At 51.3% G+C, this 15,984-nt stretch carries 23 protein-coding genes; 11 read left to right on the forward strand and 12 right to left on the reverse strand.

Features of this window, described 5'->3' with window-relative positions; translation table 11 throughout:
• Positions 1 to 14: 14 nt before the first annotated feature.
• A complete protein-coding gene (locus SynROS8604_RS10990) occupies positions 15 to 812 on the forward strand; it encodes a lipopolysaccharide assembly protein LapB (RefSeq protein WP_255445012.1) in 798 nt (265 codons plus the stop codon).
• Here the strand turns inward: SynROS8604_RS10990 and SynROS8604_RS10995 are convergent.
• On the reverse strand, positions 778 to 1,083 hold the full coding sequence (locus SynROS8604_RS10995) for a hypothetical protein (RefSeq protein ID WP_186544016.1): 306 nt from the start codon (positions 1,081 to 1,083) through the stop codon (positions 778 to 780). The two genes, SynROS8604_RS10990 and SynROS8604_RS10995, sit on opposite strands and share 35 nt — an antisense overlap.
• 60 nt (positions 1,084 to 1,143) lie before the next feature.
• Here SynROS8604_RS10995 and xth point away from each other — a divergent pair, with 60 nt between their 5' ends.
• Positions 1,144 to 1,968: an exodeoxyribonuclease III gene (gene xth / locus SynROS8604_RS11000; RefSeq protein ID WP_186544017.1), complete on the forward strand. Its 825-nt coding sequence runs from the start codon at positions 1,144 to 1,146 to the stop codon at positions 1,966 to 1,968.
• Between the two features lie 2 nt (positions 1,969 to 1,970).
• Here xth and SynROS8604_RS11005 read toward each other — a convergent pair whose 3' ends face one another.
• Positions 1,971 to 3,476 carry an FAD-linked oxidase C-terminal domain-containing protein gene (locus tag SynROS8604_RS11005; protein ID WP_186545952.1) on the reverse strand — a complete coding sequence of 502 codons (1,506 nt, stop codon included), beginning with the start codon at positions 3,474 to 3,476 and terminating at the stop codon, positions 1,971 to 1,973.
• A 103-nt stretch (positions 3,477 to 3,579) separates the two neighbouring features.
• On the opposite strand from SynROS8604_RS11005, the gene hemL reads away from it, so the two are divergent.
• From hemL to SynROS8604_RS11020, 4 genes are all read left to right on the forward strand, one after another.
• Positions 3,580 to 4,881: a glutamate-1-semialdehyde 2,1-aminomutase gene (gene hemL / locus SynROS8604_RS11010; RefSeq protein ID WP_186544018.1), complete on the forward strand. Its 1,302-nt coding sequence runs from the start codon at positions 3,580 to 3,582 to the stop codon at positions 4,879 to 4,881.
• Positions 4,882 to 4,940: 59 nt separating this feature from the next.
• The gene (locus SynROS8604_RS15975) at positions 4,941 to 5,507 is read left to right on the forward strand and encodes a hypothetical protein (RefSeq protein WP_255445013.1); all 567 of its coding nucleotides are present in this window, start codon (positions 4,941 to 4,943) and stop codon (positions 5,505 to 5,507) included.
• A gap of 85 nt (positions 5,508 to 5,592) precedes the next feature.
• Positions 5,593 to 6,111: a carbohydrate porin gene (locus SynROS8604_RS15980; protein ID WP_255445014.1), complete on the forward strand. Its 519-nt coding sequence runs from the start codon at positions 5,593 to 5,595 to the stop codon at positions 6,109 to 6,111.
• 6 nt (positions 6,112 to 6,117) lie between these two features.
• On the forward strand, positions 6,118 to 7,074 hold the full coding sequence (locus SynROS8604_RS11020) for a DUF481 domain-containing protein (RefSeq protein WP_186544019.1): 957 nt from the start codon (positions 6,118 to 6,120) through the stop codon (positions 7,072 to 7,074).
• A gap of 95 nt (positions 7,075 to 7,169) precedes the next feature.
• Here SynROS8604_RS11020 and SynROS8604_RS11025 read toward each other — a convergent pair whose 3' ends face one another.
• Positions 7,170 to 7,664 (reverse strand): YajQ family cyclic di-GMP-binding protein, encoded by a 495-nt coding sequence (locus tag SynROS8604_RS11025; protein WP_186544020.1) that lies wholly within the window; start codon positions 7,662 to 7,664, stop codon positions 7,170 to 7,172.
• A 316-nt stretch (positions 7,665 to 7,980) separates the two neighbouring features.
• Here SynROS8604_RS11025 and SynROS8604_RS11030 point away from each other — a divergent pair, with 316 nt between their 5' ends.
• Positions 7,981 to 8,223 (forward strand): hypothetical protein, encoded by a 243-nt coding sequence (locus SynROS8604_RS11030; RefSeq protein ID WP_186544021.1) that lies wholly within the window; start codon positions 7,981 to 7,983, stop codon positions 8,221 to 8,223.
• 43 nt (positions 8,224 to 8,266) lie between these two features.
• On the opposite strand, the gene SynROS8604_RS11035 is transcribed toward SynROS8604_RS11030, so the two are convergent.
• The 6 genes from SynROS8604_RS11035 to SynROS8604_RS11060 form a co-directional block, all read right to left on the reverse strand.
• Positions 8,267 to 8,452 (reverse strand): hypothetical protein, encoded by a 186-nt coding sequence (locus tag SynROS8604_RS11035; RefSeq protein WP_255445015.1) that lies wholly within the window; start codon positions 8,450 to 8,452, stop codon positions 8,267 to 8,269.
• A gap of 344 nt (positions 8,453 to 8,796) precedes the next feature.
• On the reverse strand, positions 8,797 to 9,141 hold the full coding sequence (locus SynROS8604_RS11040; RefSeq protein WP_186544023.1) for a hypothetical protein: 345 nt from the start codon (positions 9,139 to 9,141) through the stop codon (positions 8,797 to 8,799).
• Between the two features lie 138 nt (positions 9,142 to 9,279).
• On the reverse strand, positions 9,280 to 9,660 hold the full coding sequence (locus SynROS8604_RS11045) for a hypothetical protein (protein ID WP_186544024.1): 381 nt from the start codon (positions 9,658 to 9,660) through the stop codon (positions 9,280 to 9,282).
• A 249-nt stretch (positions 9,661 to 9,909) separates the two neighbouring features.
• Entirely contained in the window at positions 9,910 to 10,146 is a 237-nt protein-coding gene (locus SynROS8604_RS11050; RefSeq protein ID WP_006853444.1) for a hypothetical protein, read from the reverse strand.
• Positions 10,147 to 10,313: 167 nt separating this feature from the next.
• Positions 10,314 to 10,616: a hypothetical protein gene (locus tag SynROS8604_RS11055; protein ID WP_186544025.1), complete on the reverse strand. Its 303-nt coding sequence runs from the start codon at positions 10,614 to 10,616 to the stop codon at positions 10,314 to 10,316.
• 259 nt (positions 10,617 to 10,875) lie between these two features.
• Positions 10,876 to 11,082, reverse strand: a complete 207-nt coding sequence (locus SynROS8604_RS11060; RefSeq protein WP_186544026.1) for a hypothetical protein — start codon at positions 11,080 to 11,082, stop codon at positions 10,876 to 10,878.
• Between the two features lie 207 nt (positions 11,083 to 11,289).
• Here SynROS8604_RS11060 and SynROS8604_RS11065 point away from each other — a divergent pair, with 207 nt between their 5' ends.
• The 4 genes from SynROS8604_RS11065 to SynROS8604_RS11080 all read left to right on the forward strand — a co-directional run bounded on the left by SynROS8604_RS11065 (position 11,290) and on the right by SynROS8604_RS11080 (position 13,767).
• Positions 11,290 to 11,514: a hypothetical protein gene (locus SynROS8604_RS11065; protein ID WP_186544027.1), complete on the forward strand. Its 225-nt coding sequence runs from the start codon at positions 11,290 to 11,292 to the stop codon at positions 11,512 to 11,514.
• A 392-nt stretch (positions 11,515 to 11,906) separates the two neighbouring features.
• Entirely contained in the window at positions 11,907 to 12,068 is a 162-nt protein-coding gene (locus SynROS8604_RS11070) for a hypothetical protein (RefSeq protein ID WP_255445016.1), read from the forward strand.
• A 34-nt stretch (positions 12,069 to 12,102) separates the two neighbouring features.
• Complete coding sequence (locus SynROS8604_RS11075; protein WP_370586508.1) at positions 12,103 to 12,456, forward strand: hypothetical protein; 354 nt, start codon at positions 12,103 to 12,105, stop codon at positions 12,454 to 12,456.
• 354 nt (positions 12,457 to 12,810) lie between these two features.
• Positions 12,811 to 13,767 (forward strand): hypothetical protein, encoded by a 957-nt coding sequence (locus SynROS8604_RS11080; protein WP_186544029.1) that lies wholly within the window; start codon positions 12,811 to 12,813, stop codon positions 13,765 to 13,767.
• Between the two features lie 242 nt (positions 13,768 to 14,009).
• On the opposite strand, the gene SynROS8604_RS11085 is transcribed toward SynROS8604_RS11080, so the two are convergent.
• The 3 genes from SynROS8604_RS11085 to SynROS8604_RS11095 form a co-directional block, all read right to left on the reverse strand.
• Entirely contained in the window at positions 14,010 to 14,246 is a 237-nt protein-coding gene (locus SynROS8604_RS11085) for a DUF3104 domain-containing protein (RefSeq protein WP_370586509.1), read from the reverse strand.
• A gap of 172 nt (positions 14,247 to 14,418) precedes the next feature.
• On the reverse strand, positions 14,419 to 14,808 hold the full coding sequence (locus tag SynROS8604_RS11090; RefSeq protein ID WP_186544031.1) for a hypothetical protein: 390 nt from the start codon (positions 14,806 to 14,808) through the stop codon (positions 14,419 to 14,421).
• Positions 14,809 to 14,965: 157 nt separating this feature from the next.
• On the reverse strand, positions 14,966 to 15,502 hold the full coding sequence (locus SynROS8604_RS11095) for a DUF2808 domain-containing protein (protein ID WP_255445017.1): 537 nt from the start codon (positions 15,500 to 15,502) through the stop codon (positions 14,966 to 14,968).
• Positions 15,503 to 15,984: the final 482 nt, after the last annotated feature.

Genomic DNA, 15,984 nt, shown 5'->3' on the forward strand with positions numbered 1-15,984 from the left:
ACTCCCCATGCAGATTGGCCGGCGCTAACCGACAACAGGCGGTTCGAAATCGATGGTTGATGGGGTTGGGACTTCCTTTGGCCCTGATCACAGGCTGGTTTGTAGCCCAGTCACTCAATCAAAATCCAACGGGGAACCAGCAGACGAAGGCGCCAAAAGCCAAGGCGCGAAAAGACAAGGCGCCGCAGGCCCTGGAGCCAGAGCAAAGGCTGGAGCGACTCGCCCTCTCCCATCCACGCGATTGGCGTTGGCGCTTGCTCCTGGCCCAAAGGAAGCTCCAAGGAGGGGATCGCGATGGCGCAAGGCGCGAGCTCATCACCCTTCAAGCCCTGTGGCCCAATCGGCCAGAGGTCCAAAACCTCCAACTGCTGTTGGAGGTGGGAACAAAGCGTCAGGCCGCCGCGTTGAAACAGACAAGCGATCGTTTCCAGCAAACCCCCAAAGGTCAAAGACTCTTGCTTGGATTGCGCCTGGCGGATCTGCAACGTCTCTCCGGACAAGACGAGGCAGCCATGGCCACCTATCGCCTGATCGCCACAGAGTCTCCCAAGAGCATGCAGCCTTTGCTTGCCCTCGCCCTTCTCCATCGAGACAAGGGACAGAATCAGCAATCGCAACAGGTCCTGCTCAGTGCCCGAAACAGACTGTCTGGCAGCGAAGAGAACAAGCAAACCATCGATCAGTTAGCCGTGCGCTGGCAACTTGATTCCTTCCGAAACAGTGAGGACAGCACGGCAAAACATCGTGCAAGCGTGCTGCCCCCAACCACCTCTCCGACTAAGGCGCGGGCTGGGACGACTCCAGAGCCCTAAGAGCCGCATCAATGGCATCGGCAGGCGGTGTGGCGTCATTCATGGCATTCGCCCTGCGCAACCGATTCATCAATTCCATGGGGTTGGTGGCATCAAGCACCGACTCCTGGTTTTTCTGGCCGGGCACGGTCTGGAACACGTCACGCTGCTGGGGAGACTGATAGCCGCTACTCATCGGGCTTTCCTGAGCCAAACCGTCCACGCAAGTGACCAGCGAAATCGCACTGATGAGCCCAAGCAGATGGGGTCGGAACGGGGTTAGCGATGGCACGTTCTCAACTCCCAGATAACGGCCTGATGCTAAGGGTCACCATCAGAAGCCGCATCATCCGTGCAAATCGCCAGCTGGAATGTCAATTCCGTGCGAACCCGACTGGATCATGTTCTGAATTGGCTTGAGCGCTCGGAAGCAGACCTGCTGGCATTGCAGGAAACCAAGGTGGATGATCCTCAATTCCCGCTAGGGCCTTTTCTCGAGAGGGGCTATCAAGTTCAAATTCATGGACAGAAGGCCTACAACGGCGTTGCGCTGATCAGTCGCACCCCTCTGGACGATGTGCGCATGGGCTTCAGCGCAGAACTTGTGGACGACAGCGAAGCCGAGGAACTTGGTGCTCAAAAACGCGTGATCAGCGCTCTGATCGATGGCGTTCGCGTGGTGAATTTGTACGTCCCAAATGGATCGAGTCTCAAATCGGACAAATACAGCTACAAACTCACCTGGCTGTCCTGTCTGGAGCGCTACCTAAAGGCCATCCAAACCAGAGATGAACCGCTCTGCGTGGTGGGAGATTTCAACATCGGGCTTGAAGCACGAGATCTCCCTGATCCCGATCGCTTATCCGGGGGGATCATGGCCTCCGATCGCGAACGCAACGCGTTACATGCAGCCTTAGGCCCCGATCTCCATGACGCCTTTCGTCTGTTTGAGCCGAACAGCGGCCATTGGAGCTGGTGGGATTACCGCAGTGGTGCTTGGGACCGAGACCGTGGCTGGCGAATCGATCACGTCTATCTCGATGAAACCCTTCGGGACGTCGCACGAAGCTGTTCGATCGATAAGCAAGAACGCGGACGGCTCCAACCCAGCGACCATGCACCTGTGATTGTTGACCTGGCCTGGGACTTGGAGGACGACGAAGAGGTTGAGGACTGATTTCAGTAGACAATGGCTTCTTCAGGAAGCGATCGTCCTTCTGTCTGCAATTGCACGGACCGTCGCATCGACTCGCCACAGGTCTGTGGAGTCGGAAAAATTTTTCCGGGATTGGCACGGCCAAGCGGATCAAAAGCCAGCCGAACCCATTGCATGCTGTCCAGGTCTTCAGCGCTGAACATTTGGTCGAGAAAGCAGCGTTTATCGCTGCCAACGCCGTGCTCACCACTGATGCTGCCGCCGACCTCCAGGCAAAGGTTCATGATCGCGCCTCCAAGTGCTTTCACCCGTTCATTCACACCCTGCTCTGAAGCCCGATACAAGATCAGCGGATGCAGGTTGCCATCACCGGCATGAAACACATTCGCCACCACCAATCCGTGCTCCGCACTGAGCTGATCAATGGCCTTGAGAACCCTCGGCAGAGCCGTACGCGGGACCACACCGTCCTGGAGGTAATAGCTAGGGCATTGCCTGCCAAGCGCTGAAATAGCACTTTTACGCCCTTTCCATAGACGGGCCCGATCCTCTTCACTCCAGGCTTCCCGAATAGCGCCGGCCCCAGCCTCTCGACAAAGGGCTGTGGTGACCGTGACAGCTTGCTTGACCTCTGGTTCCTGGCCGTCCAGCTCAATCAATAAAACCGCTCCAGCCTCCGGCGGATACTCCTCTTCTCCAAACGCTTCATTTACCGCCTTGATGCAGGTCTGGTCCATGATTTCCAACCCAGCCGGCAACACCCCAGCGCGCGTGATCAAGCGCACAGCCTCTCCAGCCGCCTGCATGGAAGAGAAATCTGCGAGCAACACCGCTACAGCATCCGGAGCATGCAGCAAGCGAAGCGTGATCGCCGTAGCAATTCCAAGCGTGCCCTCACTCCCAATAAACACGCCCCGCAGATCCAGTTCAGCCGCATCGCACAACGCGCTGCCAAGGCGTGTGGGTGTGCCATCCGGCAGCACAACATCCAAGGCGAGCACATGGTTGCTGGTGACGCCGTACTTCAAGCAATGCACGCCACCAGAATTTTCGGCCACATTGCCGCCGATGCTGCACACCACCTGACTGGAGGGATCTGGCGCGTAATAAAAGCCATCACCAACAACCGCACGACTCACCCAACTGTTGATCACACCGGGCTCCACCGTGATCGTCTGATTGTCGAGATCAATGTCGAGAATGCGGCGCATCCGACTGGTCACTACCAGAAGCGCTTCCTGCTCAACCAGCGCACCACCTGAAAGCCCAGTGCCGCTCCCTCGAGCCACAAAAGGAATGCCATGGCGATGGCAACACACCAAGATTTTGGCCACCTGATCGGCCGTTTCTGGCAAGACCGCAAGCCTCGGCATGTGCCGATCCATGGTGAGACCGTCACAGTCGTAAGACAACAATTCCTGGCGCCTTGCGACGACTGATTTCGAAGGAAGGAACCCTCTCAACTCCCGCTCAAGCGCTGGCCAGTCGTAATTCACGGATGACGTGCCGAACTTGAGCAACCTAGGCATCTTTGTCATCAATTTTTAGGCTTCAACTACAGAAAAAACACATTGGGCCAATCTTGGGTCAAGATGTTGCACGGTTTGCAATTGCCCTTTGGCTCCCGTCCCCGTGACTGCTTCCAATCTGAACACCAGCCACTCCCAGGCCATTTTTAGTGCTGCCAAGGCTCTGATGCCTGGTGGCGTGAGCTCTCCGGTGCGCGCCTTCAAGTCGGTCGGCGGGCAGCCCATCGTGTTCGATCGGGTCAAAGGCCCTTACGCCTGGGATGTCGATGGCAATAAATATGTGGATTACATCGGCAGCTGGGGGCCAGCCATCTGCGGTCATGCCCATCCAGAGGTCATCAGTGCACTTCAAGAGGCCATTGAGAAAGGCACAAGTTTTGGTGCTCCCTGCGCCTTAGAAAACACCCTGGCCGAGATGGTGATTGAAGCCGTCCCCAGCGTGGAAATGGTGCGCTTTGTGAACAGCGGCACCGAGGCCTGCATGTCGATGCTGCGCTTGATTCGCGCGTTCACTGGGCGCGACAAGATCATCAAGTTCGAGGGCTGCTACCACGGCCATGCGGACATGTTCCTCGTCAAAGCTGGTTCTGGTGTGGCAACGCTCGGCCTACCCGATTCCCCCGGAGTACCACGGAGCACCACTGCCAACACGCTAACCGCTCCCTACAACGATTTGGAATCGGTCAAACAGCTCTTCGCTGAGAACCCCGACGCCATTGCTGGCGTGATTCTTGAGCCAATTGTTGGCAATGCTGGGTTCATCCAACCTGAGCCAGGATTTTTGGAGGGGTTGCGAGAACTCACCAAAGAAAACGGCGCACTTCTGGTCTTCGATGAAGTGATGACTGGTTTCCGTATCAGCTACGGCGGGGCCCAAGCTCATTTTGGAGTGACTCCTGATCTCACGACGATGGGGAAAGTGATTGGAGGAGGTTTGCCCGTAGGAGCCTATGGCGGCCGCAAAGACATCATGGAGATGGTGGCTCCAGCTGGTCCTATGTATCAAGCAGGGACGCTGAGCGGCAATCCATTAGCGATGACGGCTGGAATCAAAACACTCGAGTTGCTCAAGCAGCCAGGAAGTTACGAGAAACTGACTGCCACAACGGAACGCTTGATTCAAGGAATCCTCGACGCGGGCCGTGAGGCAGGGCTTCCGATCACCGGGGGCAGCGTTGGCGCCATGTTTGGTTTCTTCCTCTGTGAAGGTCCAGTTCGCAATTTCGAAGAAGCGAAAACAACCGATTCCGTTCGGTTTGGACAGCTGCACCGAGCGATGCTGGAACGCGGTGCTTACCTTGCACCGTCGGCGTTTGAAGCGGGGTTCACGTCGCTTGCTCACTCCGATGTAGACATCGACGCGACCATCAAGGCATTCCGAGAAAGCTTCGCTGCAATCGCCTGAATCAAGTGAAGATCACGGCTCTAGGTATCGCGAATGCGATGCTGAGCTTTGGTCTTTTGATGACTGAAGCACACGCAAACGAAACGGAAACATCTCAACCACCTGCTTGGGTTGATTTAACTCTGGATTTAACGGCCCAACCGGTGGTGGGAATTGCAGGAGGACTGGAGCCTTCAGCCAGCAGTTGGATGCAACAAGTTGCGGCAGGACTCACCCTCGGCACTGGCCTGGACAAACATCGAAGCAGCTGGACAGGCTTCGATCATTGGCAAATCCAGCTGGAACTGAATCAGTTCACAGGCAATCCAAAACTCAATGAACAGCTAGGGACGGACTATCCCCTTCAAAGCCTGGTGGTTCCCACTGGCACCTGGATTACACAGGCATCCTTGGAACGACTAGAGGGCGAAAACAAAATCGACTGGAGCATGAATGCTGGAATGATTTCGATCGAAAACAATGTAATGGAGATACCATCTCTTGATTACTACACAAATCACACCTTAAACACACCTTACAACGTATCGATCATTGGCCTTCCAATCACTCCACTTGTCGCCCTAGGAGCACAACTAGGATGGCACACGAACAACTCGGGAGCTTCGATTACGCGTACTACAACTTAACAAGACACATCAAATTGCTGCCTCACTAGGTGTCAAGCCGTTAACGCCAAAGCTCAAAGGTGATCTTCAAATCTTCCAATGGTCGATGAATCCATGGATCGATTCCCAACAGAAAAACGCGAAAGAATCAGAACAAAACCTGCCAGATCCACTCATTCAACTAGGCGGTTATTCAGCAACAACCGACCTAGATGTAACGCAAAGCACAAACTTAGGCGATGGCAGCAATCATGGCATTTACGGAACGATCACATGGCCATTATCCCTACCCATTGGAAACGACAACCGAATCTGGATCTCCAGTAGTCTCAGTTTGAACCCAAACAACAACCCCTTAATCAGCTATGTAGCCGGGGGACTGCTCAGCCAAGGGATCTTCCCTGGCAGGCCCTTGGATGTGCCCCTAGGCGTGAACAAAAACGGATTCAGCCAAAGCATTACTCCTAACCAAAGCTATGAAGGAGTGATTGAACTCAACTACAAGATTCAAATCTCTGATCGCCTGCAAATACAGCCACTCATGCAGTTGATTATCAACCCTTCTGGGATAGGATCTCTGCCAACGATATGGGCAACAGGAGCCCAAATCAACTTCTCTATTTAAGATCGCATGAAAATACAAACAACAAGTCTTCTCCCCATATTAAAACGAGCAGCGTGGCTCCCCATAGCCTTCAATGCAACCGCGCTGCTGCTGCTTGATAGCAGCACACGCAATGTCTTTGCAGAAACAATCACGCTAACCCTTAGCAATGGCGACAAAATTCAAGGGACATTAGTCAAGAGTGAGAGCACTGATACCGTGACTGTGATTGACCACCCAAGTTTAGGCAAGCTTGAAATTAAATCGACAGCTTTAAAAGCCAAACCGAAAAAAAAGCACTGGACAGGAAGTCTTTCAGCTGGAATGACAGGCACAAATACAGATCGTGATTACGACCTCGACAGCACATTTCAACTGATCACACAATATAAGGACGAAAGGAATCTTCTCTCCTTCAAAGCCAATACAGAGTACGGAATTACAAGAAGCGCCAATCAAAAGGAGGGCTCAACAGACACCAACCAAGGACAGATGGACTTGCGTTATTCATATACTTTTTCAGGGAAACTGAGTACTTATGCATCCAATACCTATGAGTACGACATGCTGAATCAGGTCGGCCAGAATAATCTCATTAATTCAATTGGACTCGGGTATGACCTGATCAAAACTGACACCACAACTCTCAATGTATCGGCAGGACCTTCGGCCCAGAGCCTTTGGGGAGGAAGATTCTGCACAGCTGACAAATACTGCGGAAAAACTTACCCAGCAAGCAGTGCTCGAATCAGTTTCGACTGGCTTCCTAACAACTACTTCAACCTCTCTCTCAGCAATCAATTCACGAATGCCTACGTCGATGGGTTTTCTCCGAGCAACAATTTCTCAGGAACCATCAAAATCTACCCCTTGGGGGACAAAAAACTATTCACATCCCTAAATGGACAACTTATCTATAACTCTCTCACGTCACCAAAAGTTGACAACAGCTTTTCATTGCAACTTGGAACCCAACTCTTCTAACGCTACTGAGTGACGAACAGCCCCTTAAGACCTGCCAGCATCAATCACTAGCCATAAGACCTTCAACGGAAAGATCAAGACTAGGAACTTTCCATTTAGCGGTAATTCTCAAATTGAAGCGGAACATCTAATTCTTCCTCCTTGCTTTTCACGAGTTGGATGGCTGCTTGAAGGTCGTCCTTGCTCTTACCAGTAATACGAAGACTTTCCCCTTGAATGGCAACCGTGACCTTCTTCAATTCATCGCGAACCATTTTGCTCAGCTTTTTCGCCAACTCTTGACTCAGCCCCTTTCGCAATTGAATGACCTGCTTGACGCGATTCCCACCCACTGCTTCAGGGGTTTGGAAGTCAAAAATCTTTAAAGAAAGATCGCGTTTCGTCGCTTTAGTTCTCAAGATATCCTCCACAGCCTGCAATGTCATATCACTGGCTGTTGTGATAACCACTTCCGTTTCGGCTAGATCAATCTCAGTACCCGAGTCCTTAAGGTCATAGCGATTTCCAACATCCCGGCGGACTTGATCCAGAGTATTGACCAGCTCCTGGCGGTCAAAATCAGAAACCACATCAAATGAATATGACGCCATAGTGCTGTGCTGCTGTTCCGAACAGGTCTTTGCTCAACTTACTCACGGCGAGCGATCGTGGCAGTCTGAACAAACAAACTCACAGCATCTCGGGTGCTTTTGGCGCTCAAAAGCAGAGTTGCGGGCCCAAAGACCTAAAAACAGTCGGCAGGTCCAGGATCTACGACGCACAAGCCCGTGGGCGATTCAACAATGAGCCTCAAGACATTGAGTCAATATTATTTTCACCGAAGAATTAACAAAGAATTCACATCAAAGCCCAAGCAAGTCTAATTTATAATCAAAAAACTTACTCACGCAGGCTTTCAGGCTCTCCATGACAACACCACTTGATCAAGCGCTCTTCATCGCCAATGAGATGGAAAAACTTGCTGATCAACTGAAGCCTACGGTGATTCGAGCCGCTCGTTCTGATGATGAGGGACGAAAAAATCTCGACCGTATTGAATATGCCCTTGGGACGATTGGGAAAGCTCTGATCCTTACTGACTACAGCGTGGATGAACAAAAAGATCTCGATAAACTCGAAGAGTTCAGAGAACTTCATGGAAAGCAGTGAAGCAGTGAAGCCCTAAAGCTCGCTGCTCAAGCAGGGTGCAAAATTAGGGAATGGGCTCATCGGATGCAGCTTGTTCTAAGTCTTTCCAGGTCAAGTCAATGAGGGGGAGCGCCTCATCAATTTCTCTTTTCACGCCAGAGGCTTCATCACTGAGCCCCAGCTCGATCAGCTGCTGGTATTTCTTGTATTGGTTGACCCAGATCAGGATCGTGGGGGTGCTGTTCGTCATGCTTCTAGAGTGGAGCGACATTCCAGGACATCCCATAGGCAGAGGATGTAGGGGAAGAGCCTTTGGGCATCAGATCAATTCCAAAGGTAATCGATTCATAGGCGAGGAAGGCCTGAATGCTCGAGAGCTCACATACCCAATAGCGAATAAAACTGCCATAGAGGGGTTGCGATGGCCATTTAAGTAAAAAAAAGCGATGCCTCAGAGAAGCGAACTGGCCAAAAGTGTTCTCAAAGGGTCAACTCTGAACCCAAGCTTGCATCGAGACAACATATTTGAAGACGTTTAAAAAGCCTCATCCATCACATCTACGAATCAAAAGATGAAAAGCCTAAAGAAGTGAGCTAGAAGTCATGTTTTTCACCTTCAACCACCATCGCCACCAATAAGGGCCAGTAGCGATAGCTCGCCCGAATCAAAAGGGCCCAAATCAACCAGAGAAGCCAAAAATTGACACTCTCATCAATGGCCTCACGACAGTTCTGTTGCAAGCGCGTTGCCTCAGGGCCTGAAACTTGCTCTTGCAACGACCGATTCATGGCTGCACACACCCTTCCAGCTGGAAGGCGGAACAATTCTGCAGAAAGCCAGGCCGGAGCTAAAGCCACGGGAATAGCAACCAACCATCTGCCGACAAATCGCTCTAACGAACGACTCGGCACGATGCGTCTCGGCTTGGGAGAAGGCATCAAACGCCAATCCAGACGCTCACTGTCCTGAAATTAGAAACGGTTGGTCAACAAGACCAGCGCATTGACATCAAGCGAAAGCTTTTCTGTTGGACACTGATTGCGCAACCACGCGGTACACCGTTTACAAACTCAGCATCACACAACTCGATTCAAGGAAGTCTGAATGATTGCGCCGGTAGTTGAGGCATCCTCTGCCCAAAACTGACTCCAACCGGCAGTTCCAACGTAATTGGTGTAGAGCCAAACGCCGTTGCGGCCAAAGTTCATCCAAGGGCTCTCAGGCGTTTGACGGGTGGGGCTAAAAAATGTCATCGATCCACCACTCAGGGTGCCTGGCCAACGTTGATTCCCATAAACAACGACCGCCTCTGTTGGATGTTCCGTGGAACGATCAACACTCACCTCACCAAGCGGTCCGCAGCGATACCTCACCGACTCCAAGGCGAGAGCAGGCCCTGGGAGAGCGCCTACAACCACAAGCAATGACCACCGGGCAATGTTGTGCCATGACGTCATGGGGCATCGACCCGAAGGGCCATTATCCCATTAACAAACGCGAGCAGATTGCCAGCCAGCAAGCGAACAAACAACAAAAAATAGTCCAATACTTACCTATCGGGGGCTAAAAAGCGACTGAAATCAACGATTCAGCCCGATATTCAAAGCAAATTCAACGCATTTTAGGCGACGTACTGCCACACTCAAGCGCAAACACAAGCTCAATCAGATCATGGATGATTGACCCGAATCAGATGCGACTAACAATCATGTTTGACGCTTAAATGTATAACAACCGCCGTGGTAACCCGTGAATGGCTGCGCATAGGTAATCAATTCCCACCCCTGCTGTCCAAGCTCATTCATCAGTCCCACCAAAGTGACATCATGCTGTGGGTTCCTTCGCGAAATCAGCTGCTTTTCATCAAGCCAAAGCTCTTCAATTTCTCCAGTCCACGACTTTCCTTTCGGAACAAAACGCAATTGCGTGTATTCCCAAGTCATGGAGGTCAGTCGTCATCATGTTGACTGTAAAGCAAGGATCGAGCTGACTAACCCTAGAAAGCACAATCTCAATGCATTTCAACGATGACAGCGCAACGCAAGCGTGAGCAGCCACAGGCCGATGCCGTAAGGCTGCACAGGCAGGGGGAGCGAGCAGGCCTCTGCCCTCAGCCAACGACAAACACGGCCGTTATAAACACGGCAGAAATAGCCGCTAGAAAACTGCCGATACCAGCAGCTTGAATCAAGTTTGGGCTCATCAGAAATCCTCGATGCCCTTGGTATGGCTCAAGCCAAGCTCTGACATCAAGATTTGTCGTGAAACGGAAACGAAAAAGCAACCAGAAACGGAGAGGCCGCCCCTCCCGGATGCGCATTGCCATCAGAACCAAAACCGACGAGGTTGGAAATGGCGTACCTGAAGTGAAGATTTCAGCCATCATCAGGTTTTGATGGCTGCAGGCCTCCAAGACTTGTCATCCACGATCCACTCACTCAAGCGGGAAGCAACTGGACAAAAGCTCATAAAGCCAGGTTCACTCTGCGTGTACATAGAAAAGACTTCTGCTGTTGCTAAGCAACATTTGGGACCACAGGTAGACGATCCATAACGAGGACAAATCATGGCTTCTCTCCGTTTTTTTTATCATCTCGCTCTTTGATGGTGTTAACTGAGCAAAGGATGAGATATCCACTAGGAAGCCATGAATCATGCCCATGGCCAATCACCTACTCGACCAAATCCAAGGCTTGAAGCACTTTCAAGCGAATTCCTCCGAGTTTGGCCCAAGCACGCAAGGCCTCAGGCTTCGAGGCATAGGGCCTCCAATCATCTTCAAGAATGCGACGCTGCATATGAATTGCAACGCGTTGAACAACAGCTCGATCACTAGGACGATCGAGATGGATCGTTGTCCCGTTGAGCTCAAAATTCATATCAGTCCGAGTCTCTTCGCAAGGTGCGGATGTTGATGTCGCTGCTAACGACCCTAAGCCACCCTCTCAACGTCGAAATCCACTTTGATGGTGAACAGGCCGAAGCACCGTTGAAACAGTTAGGAGTGAAACCTTCAAACCGTACCTCTAACCGAACAACCGTTAAGGAACAAAACCCAATAGATTTTTCAAAGACTTATCGAGCCAATGACCAATCATCGCTTGTCGATTGAACAAAAGTTTCAGCTCGAAGCGGCTTTCAGAGACATTGACGCTTGCGACGACATCGGCAAACTACGTGAAATCACCAAAGCCATCATCACAGCCCAAGAAAATGAAAAGGCTTTCGCAAGAGAAGCTATTTCGCGAATGCGTCAAGAGATAGAAGCACAGACAAGTTCTCATTTTGGCTTTAATCGAGCGGCTGGGTAACCAGCAGCAAATGCTACTCCAATCCTTCAATCAATCTTTCTTTACTAGTTAGTATCGCTACGACAGGTTCTCCCAACCACGCTATCGATGTAGCGAAGCAAATCACATGAGATCATCCTTTTCCATTTCCCGGTCACCATCCACTGGTTTCCATTGACTTACCACTTTTAACATCAATCCCTATCTTTAAACGTCTTGATTCACAAGGCCTACAACATAATTGATTTGTATTTCATTTAATGCATTGACCCGACCTGATCTTGCCTAGCGCCAGCGCTGAACATCAGTGACTTTCACGCCGATTCGCGCAAAAAACATGACACCAAGCAAAGATTGGGGCATAAAGGGAAGACACAGCAGATGCAGACATGTCATTACCAAAATGGGAAACGATGACTGACGAAAGCCAAGCGATGGTGAAGAACACCGGTCTCAGGATCGGCGCAGGGCTCTTGGTGGTTTGGGTGGCTTTGGGATTCATCAAAGCCATCCTTCCCATCATTGTCCTTGGAGGAACCGGCTACTTAGGTTGGAAGGTCCTCAACACAAAGTAGTGCTGGTTGGCGATCCAGCCATCGAGCTCCAGTGTTGGCTGAGAGGGAGCGATCGCTACGATCTTCAAGAATCGACGCCTCTCCATCTGAAGTGATATCAAAAGACTTCGACTATTCGGCCTCGATTTCATTGATGGAAGTTAGGGAGAACTTACCTTTTATCGATCCCGAAAATCTCTCATCCCAAGATGTGCTGGAGGTGCTACTGCATCTCTTTCGGCAAAAGCCAGGATTTGTTGACCGGGGCCATGAAATCAACAACAAAGAAACGGCCTGGGTGAATGCGTTCCTCTTTCGACTCAATCCTGGCATCGATCACGACGGCATGGAAGCGTTCGTTGTTGAGATCATCGGCTCTAGCGTCGACCGGATGGCAAAGCTGCGTTGACCGTGTTCAATCTGGAATCATTGCATTAATCAAGCCGTATTGAGGCGAATCAGAAACAGCCCCATCCTGCGCAATCAGCCAAACAGGCTTCAATCCCAAAGCCCTTCAAGACATCCGTCAATCTCTGATGTTCTGGCCATGCTTTCGAGCAAATTAGAGCTTCAGCTGGTGATCCAAACACACCTAGCGATCCAGCATTCATGGATTCAAGGGCTCGATATCTAGGAAGCGCACGCATGCGAGCCAAGGGGCTTCATGCACCGGAATCAGATCTCAGCTTGTTTTCCCTGTTCCATTCCCGAGTGCTCTTCCCTCTCCAGTCAAAGTAGCGAACCAACAGGGAATTTCGGCAGCATGTTTCTCCCTCATACCTCCATCGCACAAGCCGAAGAACTTGCAGCCGCTGTTGTCGGTGCCATGCGACTCCCCAGTGGTTGGTGTTCAGCGTTCCAGCCCCACTTCCTGTCTTTGATCTTCCGTGAGCTTCTGGACGTGGAGATCAACTTCGAACAAATCCGCGGCCTGAGCGTGGCAGAAGCCGGAGTGATTTTTCCAGACCCCTTACAGCGGCAAGAGCTGATCGAGCTGATCGTCCTGACAGAAATGATGGTCAATCCCATCCCAGCCGAACTGGAGCGGTCGTTGGAACACTGGGCAGAGCAACTCAACGTCCACGATCGATCCCTTGTCTTGGCCCGAGATGTGGCCACCCAAGCCAGGGCTCAAGCCCAGAGTGATTTTTATCGGCTGTTCTGGATGGGAGAAGAGGACCTGCAAAAAGCCGAATTTGAAGGACTCCTCGAGAAGCATGGGTCGCAAGCATGGACCTTCACGGTGAAGGAAGATCCCGAGCTGGCCGCTCAATGGCGCTCCCTTGCCCAGCTACCCGCAGGCACTTTAGGAGCTGCTGTTTGGCAGCACTATCAGAGCCATGGCTTCACCACCCCTGGGGAGCTCGGCGGTGCCAATGCCGCCCTTGCGCATCACGATTGGCTTCACGTCCTGGGTGGATACAACGTGGATGTCATCGGAGAGGTAGAGAACGCCGCATTTGGAGCTGCCAGCAGCAGCGTCCCGGGCTCAACGCTCTGGTTTTTAGGCGTGATGGCGATGTACGAGGGAGGACTCTTTGACAGTGTCGTCGCCGGCAGCCATCCGCACCAAATCTCTAGCGCGGGCACGCCGGAGCGAGTCGCCCACGCCCTGCGGCGCGGACGGGAATGCAAGCAGGACTTACTCGCCATCGACTATTTCAGCGTTGCCAATCAACAGCTGGTGGACCTGCAAGAAACCTGGGGCCTCAAGGACTGACCCTGACAGCATGCAAAGAAGGGGATTCAGCTCAACCTTGAGGAAAAGCAATAAAATTCCAAGAAAGAAGGCCTAGAGAGAAAACTATTCACACCTTTAATGACCGCCTCGTTTACTCATCTCCACAACGGATAGCACCACTCAATTGGTCATCGACTATTGCCAATAAAATCTCAAACTAGAGTGAAGCCTCTTGCTTAAGAAAGGGATCCGCAAGGCCCTTACCATCAAAAACTCGTGATTTATGCCATCAGCTGCAGACCATCCAGTGATCGGACAATGTGCGTGACCTCATCACCGTTCACCCAATGAATCACGCCATCATCGACATCTGAAACTTGAAACATTGTGTTCACCATCGGATCCCTAGCTCCCCCCTCACAGAACACCACCTGTCCCATCCACCAATTCTCATCGACCTTTCGAGCCACCCGCCTCTCCGCCTGCACGATGACAAAGTCACCAGAACTAACGCTCAAAAATGCGGGAATATCCTGGCTCGCAAACGGACTCTTGCCCTGGAGAGGGTGATCAACACTCACTAGTACACCTGAACCACTGCTCGCGTTCTAGGGCATCTGCATCGGCTGGTCAAGCCCTTCCCAAGCCCTGCCAGACCTTGGGTTTCTGGTGTGCAACGGGATCGTTACTTCAAAGAGGAATGGTGATTGACCACTTGTTGCGCCTAAAACCCCAACGCTTCCCTGAATCCTCGGCTTTAGGGACACTGTCAAACAGAAAACCTTTGGGGTCATCAGGGCGTTGGCCAATCTTCTTGGCTCCATCCAGAGGAATCTCAGATCCAACGTAGTGATCGCCCTCCTTACGGCACAAGCGCACTGGAGACTGCGCGTAACTGGTCCAAATCCCTGTTCTCTTCACGGTGTATTGACCGGCACTCTCCGCCCATTGATTGCAAGCCCTAAGCGCAGCCTCAGGCGACTCATAGCGATTGAGAGCCTGAATGAAACTGATGCAATTGGGCACTTGCGTAATAACCAGAGCCGCCAAAAGGAGCTGTGTGATTCGACTAGAAGTCATAAAAGCTCTTGGTTAGGCCACGCCTAAACCATATTGAATCCTTTTAGAAACAAGGGCAGACTCCCTGAAATTCCCAGCCAGCCCCATACCAATCCAACCGCTAGCAGATTTTGCAAAAGAAACAGCACTCCATCAAAGGAATCAACTGCCATTACGATTAGAAGCGAATGTTTGCTCTATAAATGTCCAAACGCAGGACCGGGCCAAGCGTTTGCGAGGGCGGTAGGGAAGGAGATTCGGGATAAAAACTTGCCGACCACTCGTAAACTCCCTGCCTGGGATTAATACTTGGGATCACAACACTAACAATCTGACCAGGCTTAATGGAAGGGCTGAAGATGATCTCAGTGATTCCACTCTCATCATGGGACTGGAGACTTGCAAGACCCTTTTCTCCACGCTTACGCATATCATAAAAGCCAGAATAAACAGAGAGATCCTTACCTCGCCATTTCCACTTCTCAGTGCCATTAATTTGCGACAAGGCAATTCTTTTGAGATTCGCCCCAGCATCTGCGGGTAGCTCCAATGAGATAACGGGATAGGACCTCTGATAGGCGTTGGAATATGAATTGTGGATCGAAATATTTCTGGGAGGACTTTGAAAAAATTCCTGACCGTATAACTCTGTCGCATGCGCGCTCAGCGGCTGAGCAAAAAGAAAAAGAAGGGGGAGCGCGGCAGCTTTATTCACGGATTCTTTTCCTTTGATTCTAGTCGGCAACATCTTTCAGCAAGAAGAATGCAGCCGCCACACAGTCAGTCGCGAGCTAGTCGGCTTCGCCTTTTAGCTAGTTCTTACAGACGCTATTGAACGAATCAGGGGGTCTCGACAAAAGAGATCCCAGTCAACGCGTGAAGACATTGGGGCTGGAGGGTGGTCTTAGTAACCACCGAAACGCAGCGCAAGCTCTAAGGCCCCATAACCAAAAAGGAACGTGCTTCCAAGCAGTGCCAACTCTTTTTTCGAACTTGCCATAGAAAGGAGGGAGGAACCCACCAGCAACGCTCCAAAGAATCTAAAGGGAATCTGAAGCTCCAATATTTAGAAAACTATCAATCTGGTCATTATGAGCGACCTGTTTACTCAATTTCATGAAAAACGCTTAACAGTGAACATTTTTAGGCGCCAGCGCAATACTTCTATTTATCTATAGCGAAATAAAAATGGTTCAG

The organism is Synechococcus sp. ROS8604, assembly GCF_014279655.1.
In the GTDB taxonomy this organism is placed as follows: Bacteria; Cyanobacteriota; Cyanobacteriia; order PCC-6307; family Cyanobiaceae; genus Synechococcus_C.

What these genes read in the sequence shown, in the direction of transcription:
- SynROS8604_RS11005 (WP_186545952.1), bottom strand. Translation starts at nt 3,476, where the DNA reads ATGCCTAGGTTGCTCAAGTTCGGCACGTCATCCGTGAATTACGACTGG.
- SynROS8604_RS15975 (WP_255445013.1), top strand. Translation starts at nt 4,941, where the DNA reads ATGACTGAAGCACACGCAAACGAAACGGAAACATCTCAACCACCTGCT.
- SynROS8604_RS15980 (WP_255445014.1), top strand. Translation starts at nt 5,593, where the DNA reads ATGAATCCATGGATCGATTCCCAACAGAAAAACGCGAAAGAATCAGAA.
- SynROS8604_RS11020 (WP_186544019.1), top strand. Translation starts at nt 6,118, where the DNA reads ATGAAAATACAAACAACAAGTCTTCTCCCCATATTAAAACGAGCAGCG.
- SynROS8604_RS11025 (WP_186544020.1), bottom strand. Translation starts at nt 7,664, where the DNA reads ATGGCGTCATATTCATTTGATGTGGTTTCTGATTTTGACCGCCAGGAG.
- SynROS8604_RS11030 (WP_186544021.1), top strand. Translation starts at nt 7,981, where the DNA reads ATGACAACACCACTTGATCAAGCGCTCTTCATCGCCAATGAGATGGAA.
- SynROS8604_RS11035 (WP_255445015.1), bottom strand. Translation starts at nt 8,452, where the DNA reads ATGACGAACAGCACCCCCACGATCCTGATCTGGGTCAACCAATACAAG.
- SynROS8604_RS11040 (WP_186544023.1), bottom strand. Translation starts at nt 9,141, where the DNA reads ATGCCTTCTCCCAAGCCGAGACGCATCGTGCCGAGTCGTTCGTTAGAG.
- SynROS8604_RS11045 (WP_186544024.1), bottom strand. Translation starts at nt 9,660, where the DNA reads ATGACGTCATGGCACAACATTGCCCGGTGGTCATTGCTTGTGGTTGTA.
- SynROS8604_RS11050 (WP_006853444.1), bottom strand. Translation starts at nt 10,146, where the DNA reads ATGACTTGGGAATACACGCAATTGCGTTTTGTTCCGAAAGGAAAGTCG.
- SynROS8604_RS11060 (WP_186544026.1), bottom strand. Translation starts at nt 11,082, where the DNA reads ATGAATTTTGAGCTCAACGGGACAACGATCCATCTCGATCGTCCTAGT.
- SynROS8604_RS11065 (WP_186544027.1), top strand. Translation starts at nt 11,290, where the DNA reads ATGACCAATCATCGCTTGTCGATTGAACAAAAGTTTCAGCTCGAAGCG.
- SynROS8604_RS11070 (WP_255445016.1), top strand. Translation starts at nt 11,907, where the DNA reads ATGACTGACGAAAGCCAAGCGATGGTGAAGAACACCGGTCTCAGGATC.
- SynROS8604_RS11080 (WP_186544029.1), top strand. Translation starts at nt 12,811, where the DNA reads ATGTTTCTCCCTCATACCTCCATCGCACAAGCCGAAGAACTTGCAGCC.
- SynROS8604_RS11090 (WP_186544031.1), bottom strand. Translation starts at nt 14,808, where the DNA reads ATGACTTCTAGTCGAATCACACAGCTCCTTTTGGCGGCTCTGGTTATT.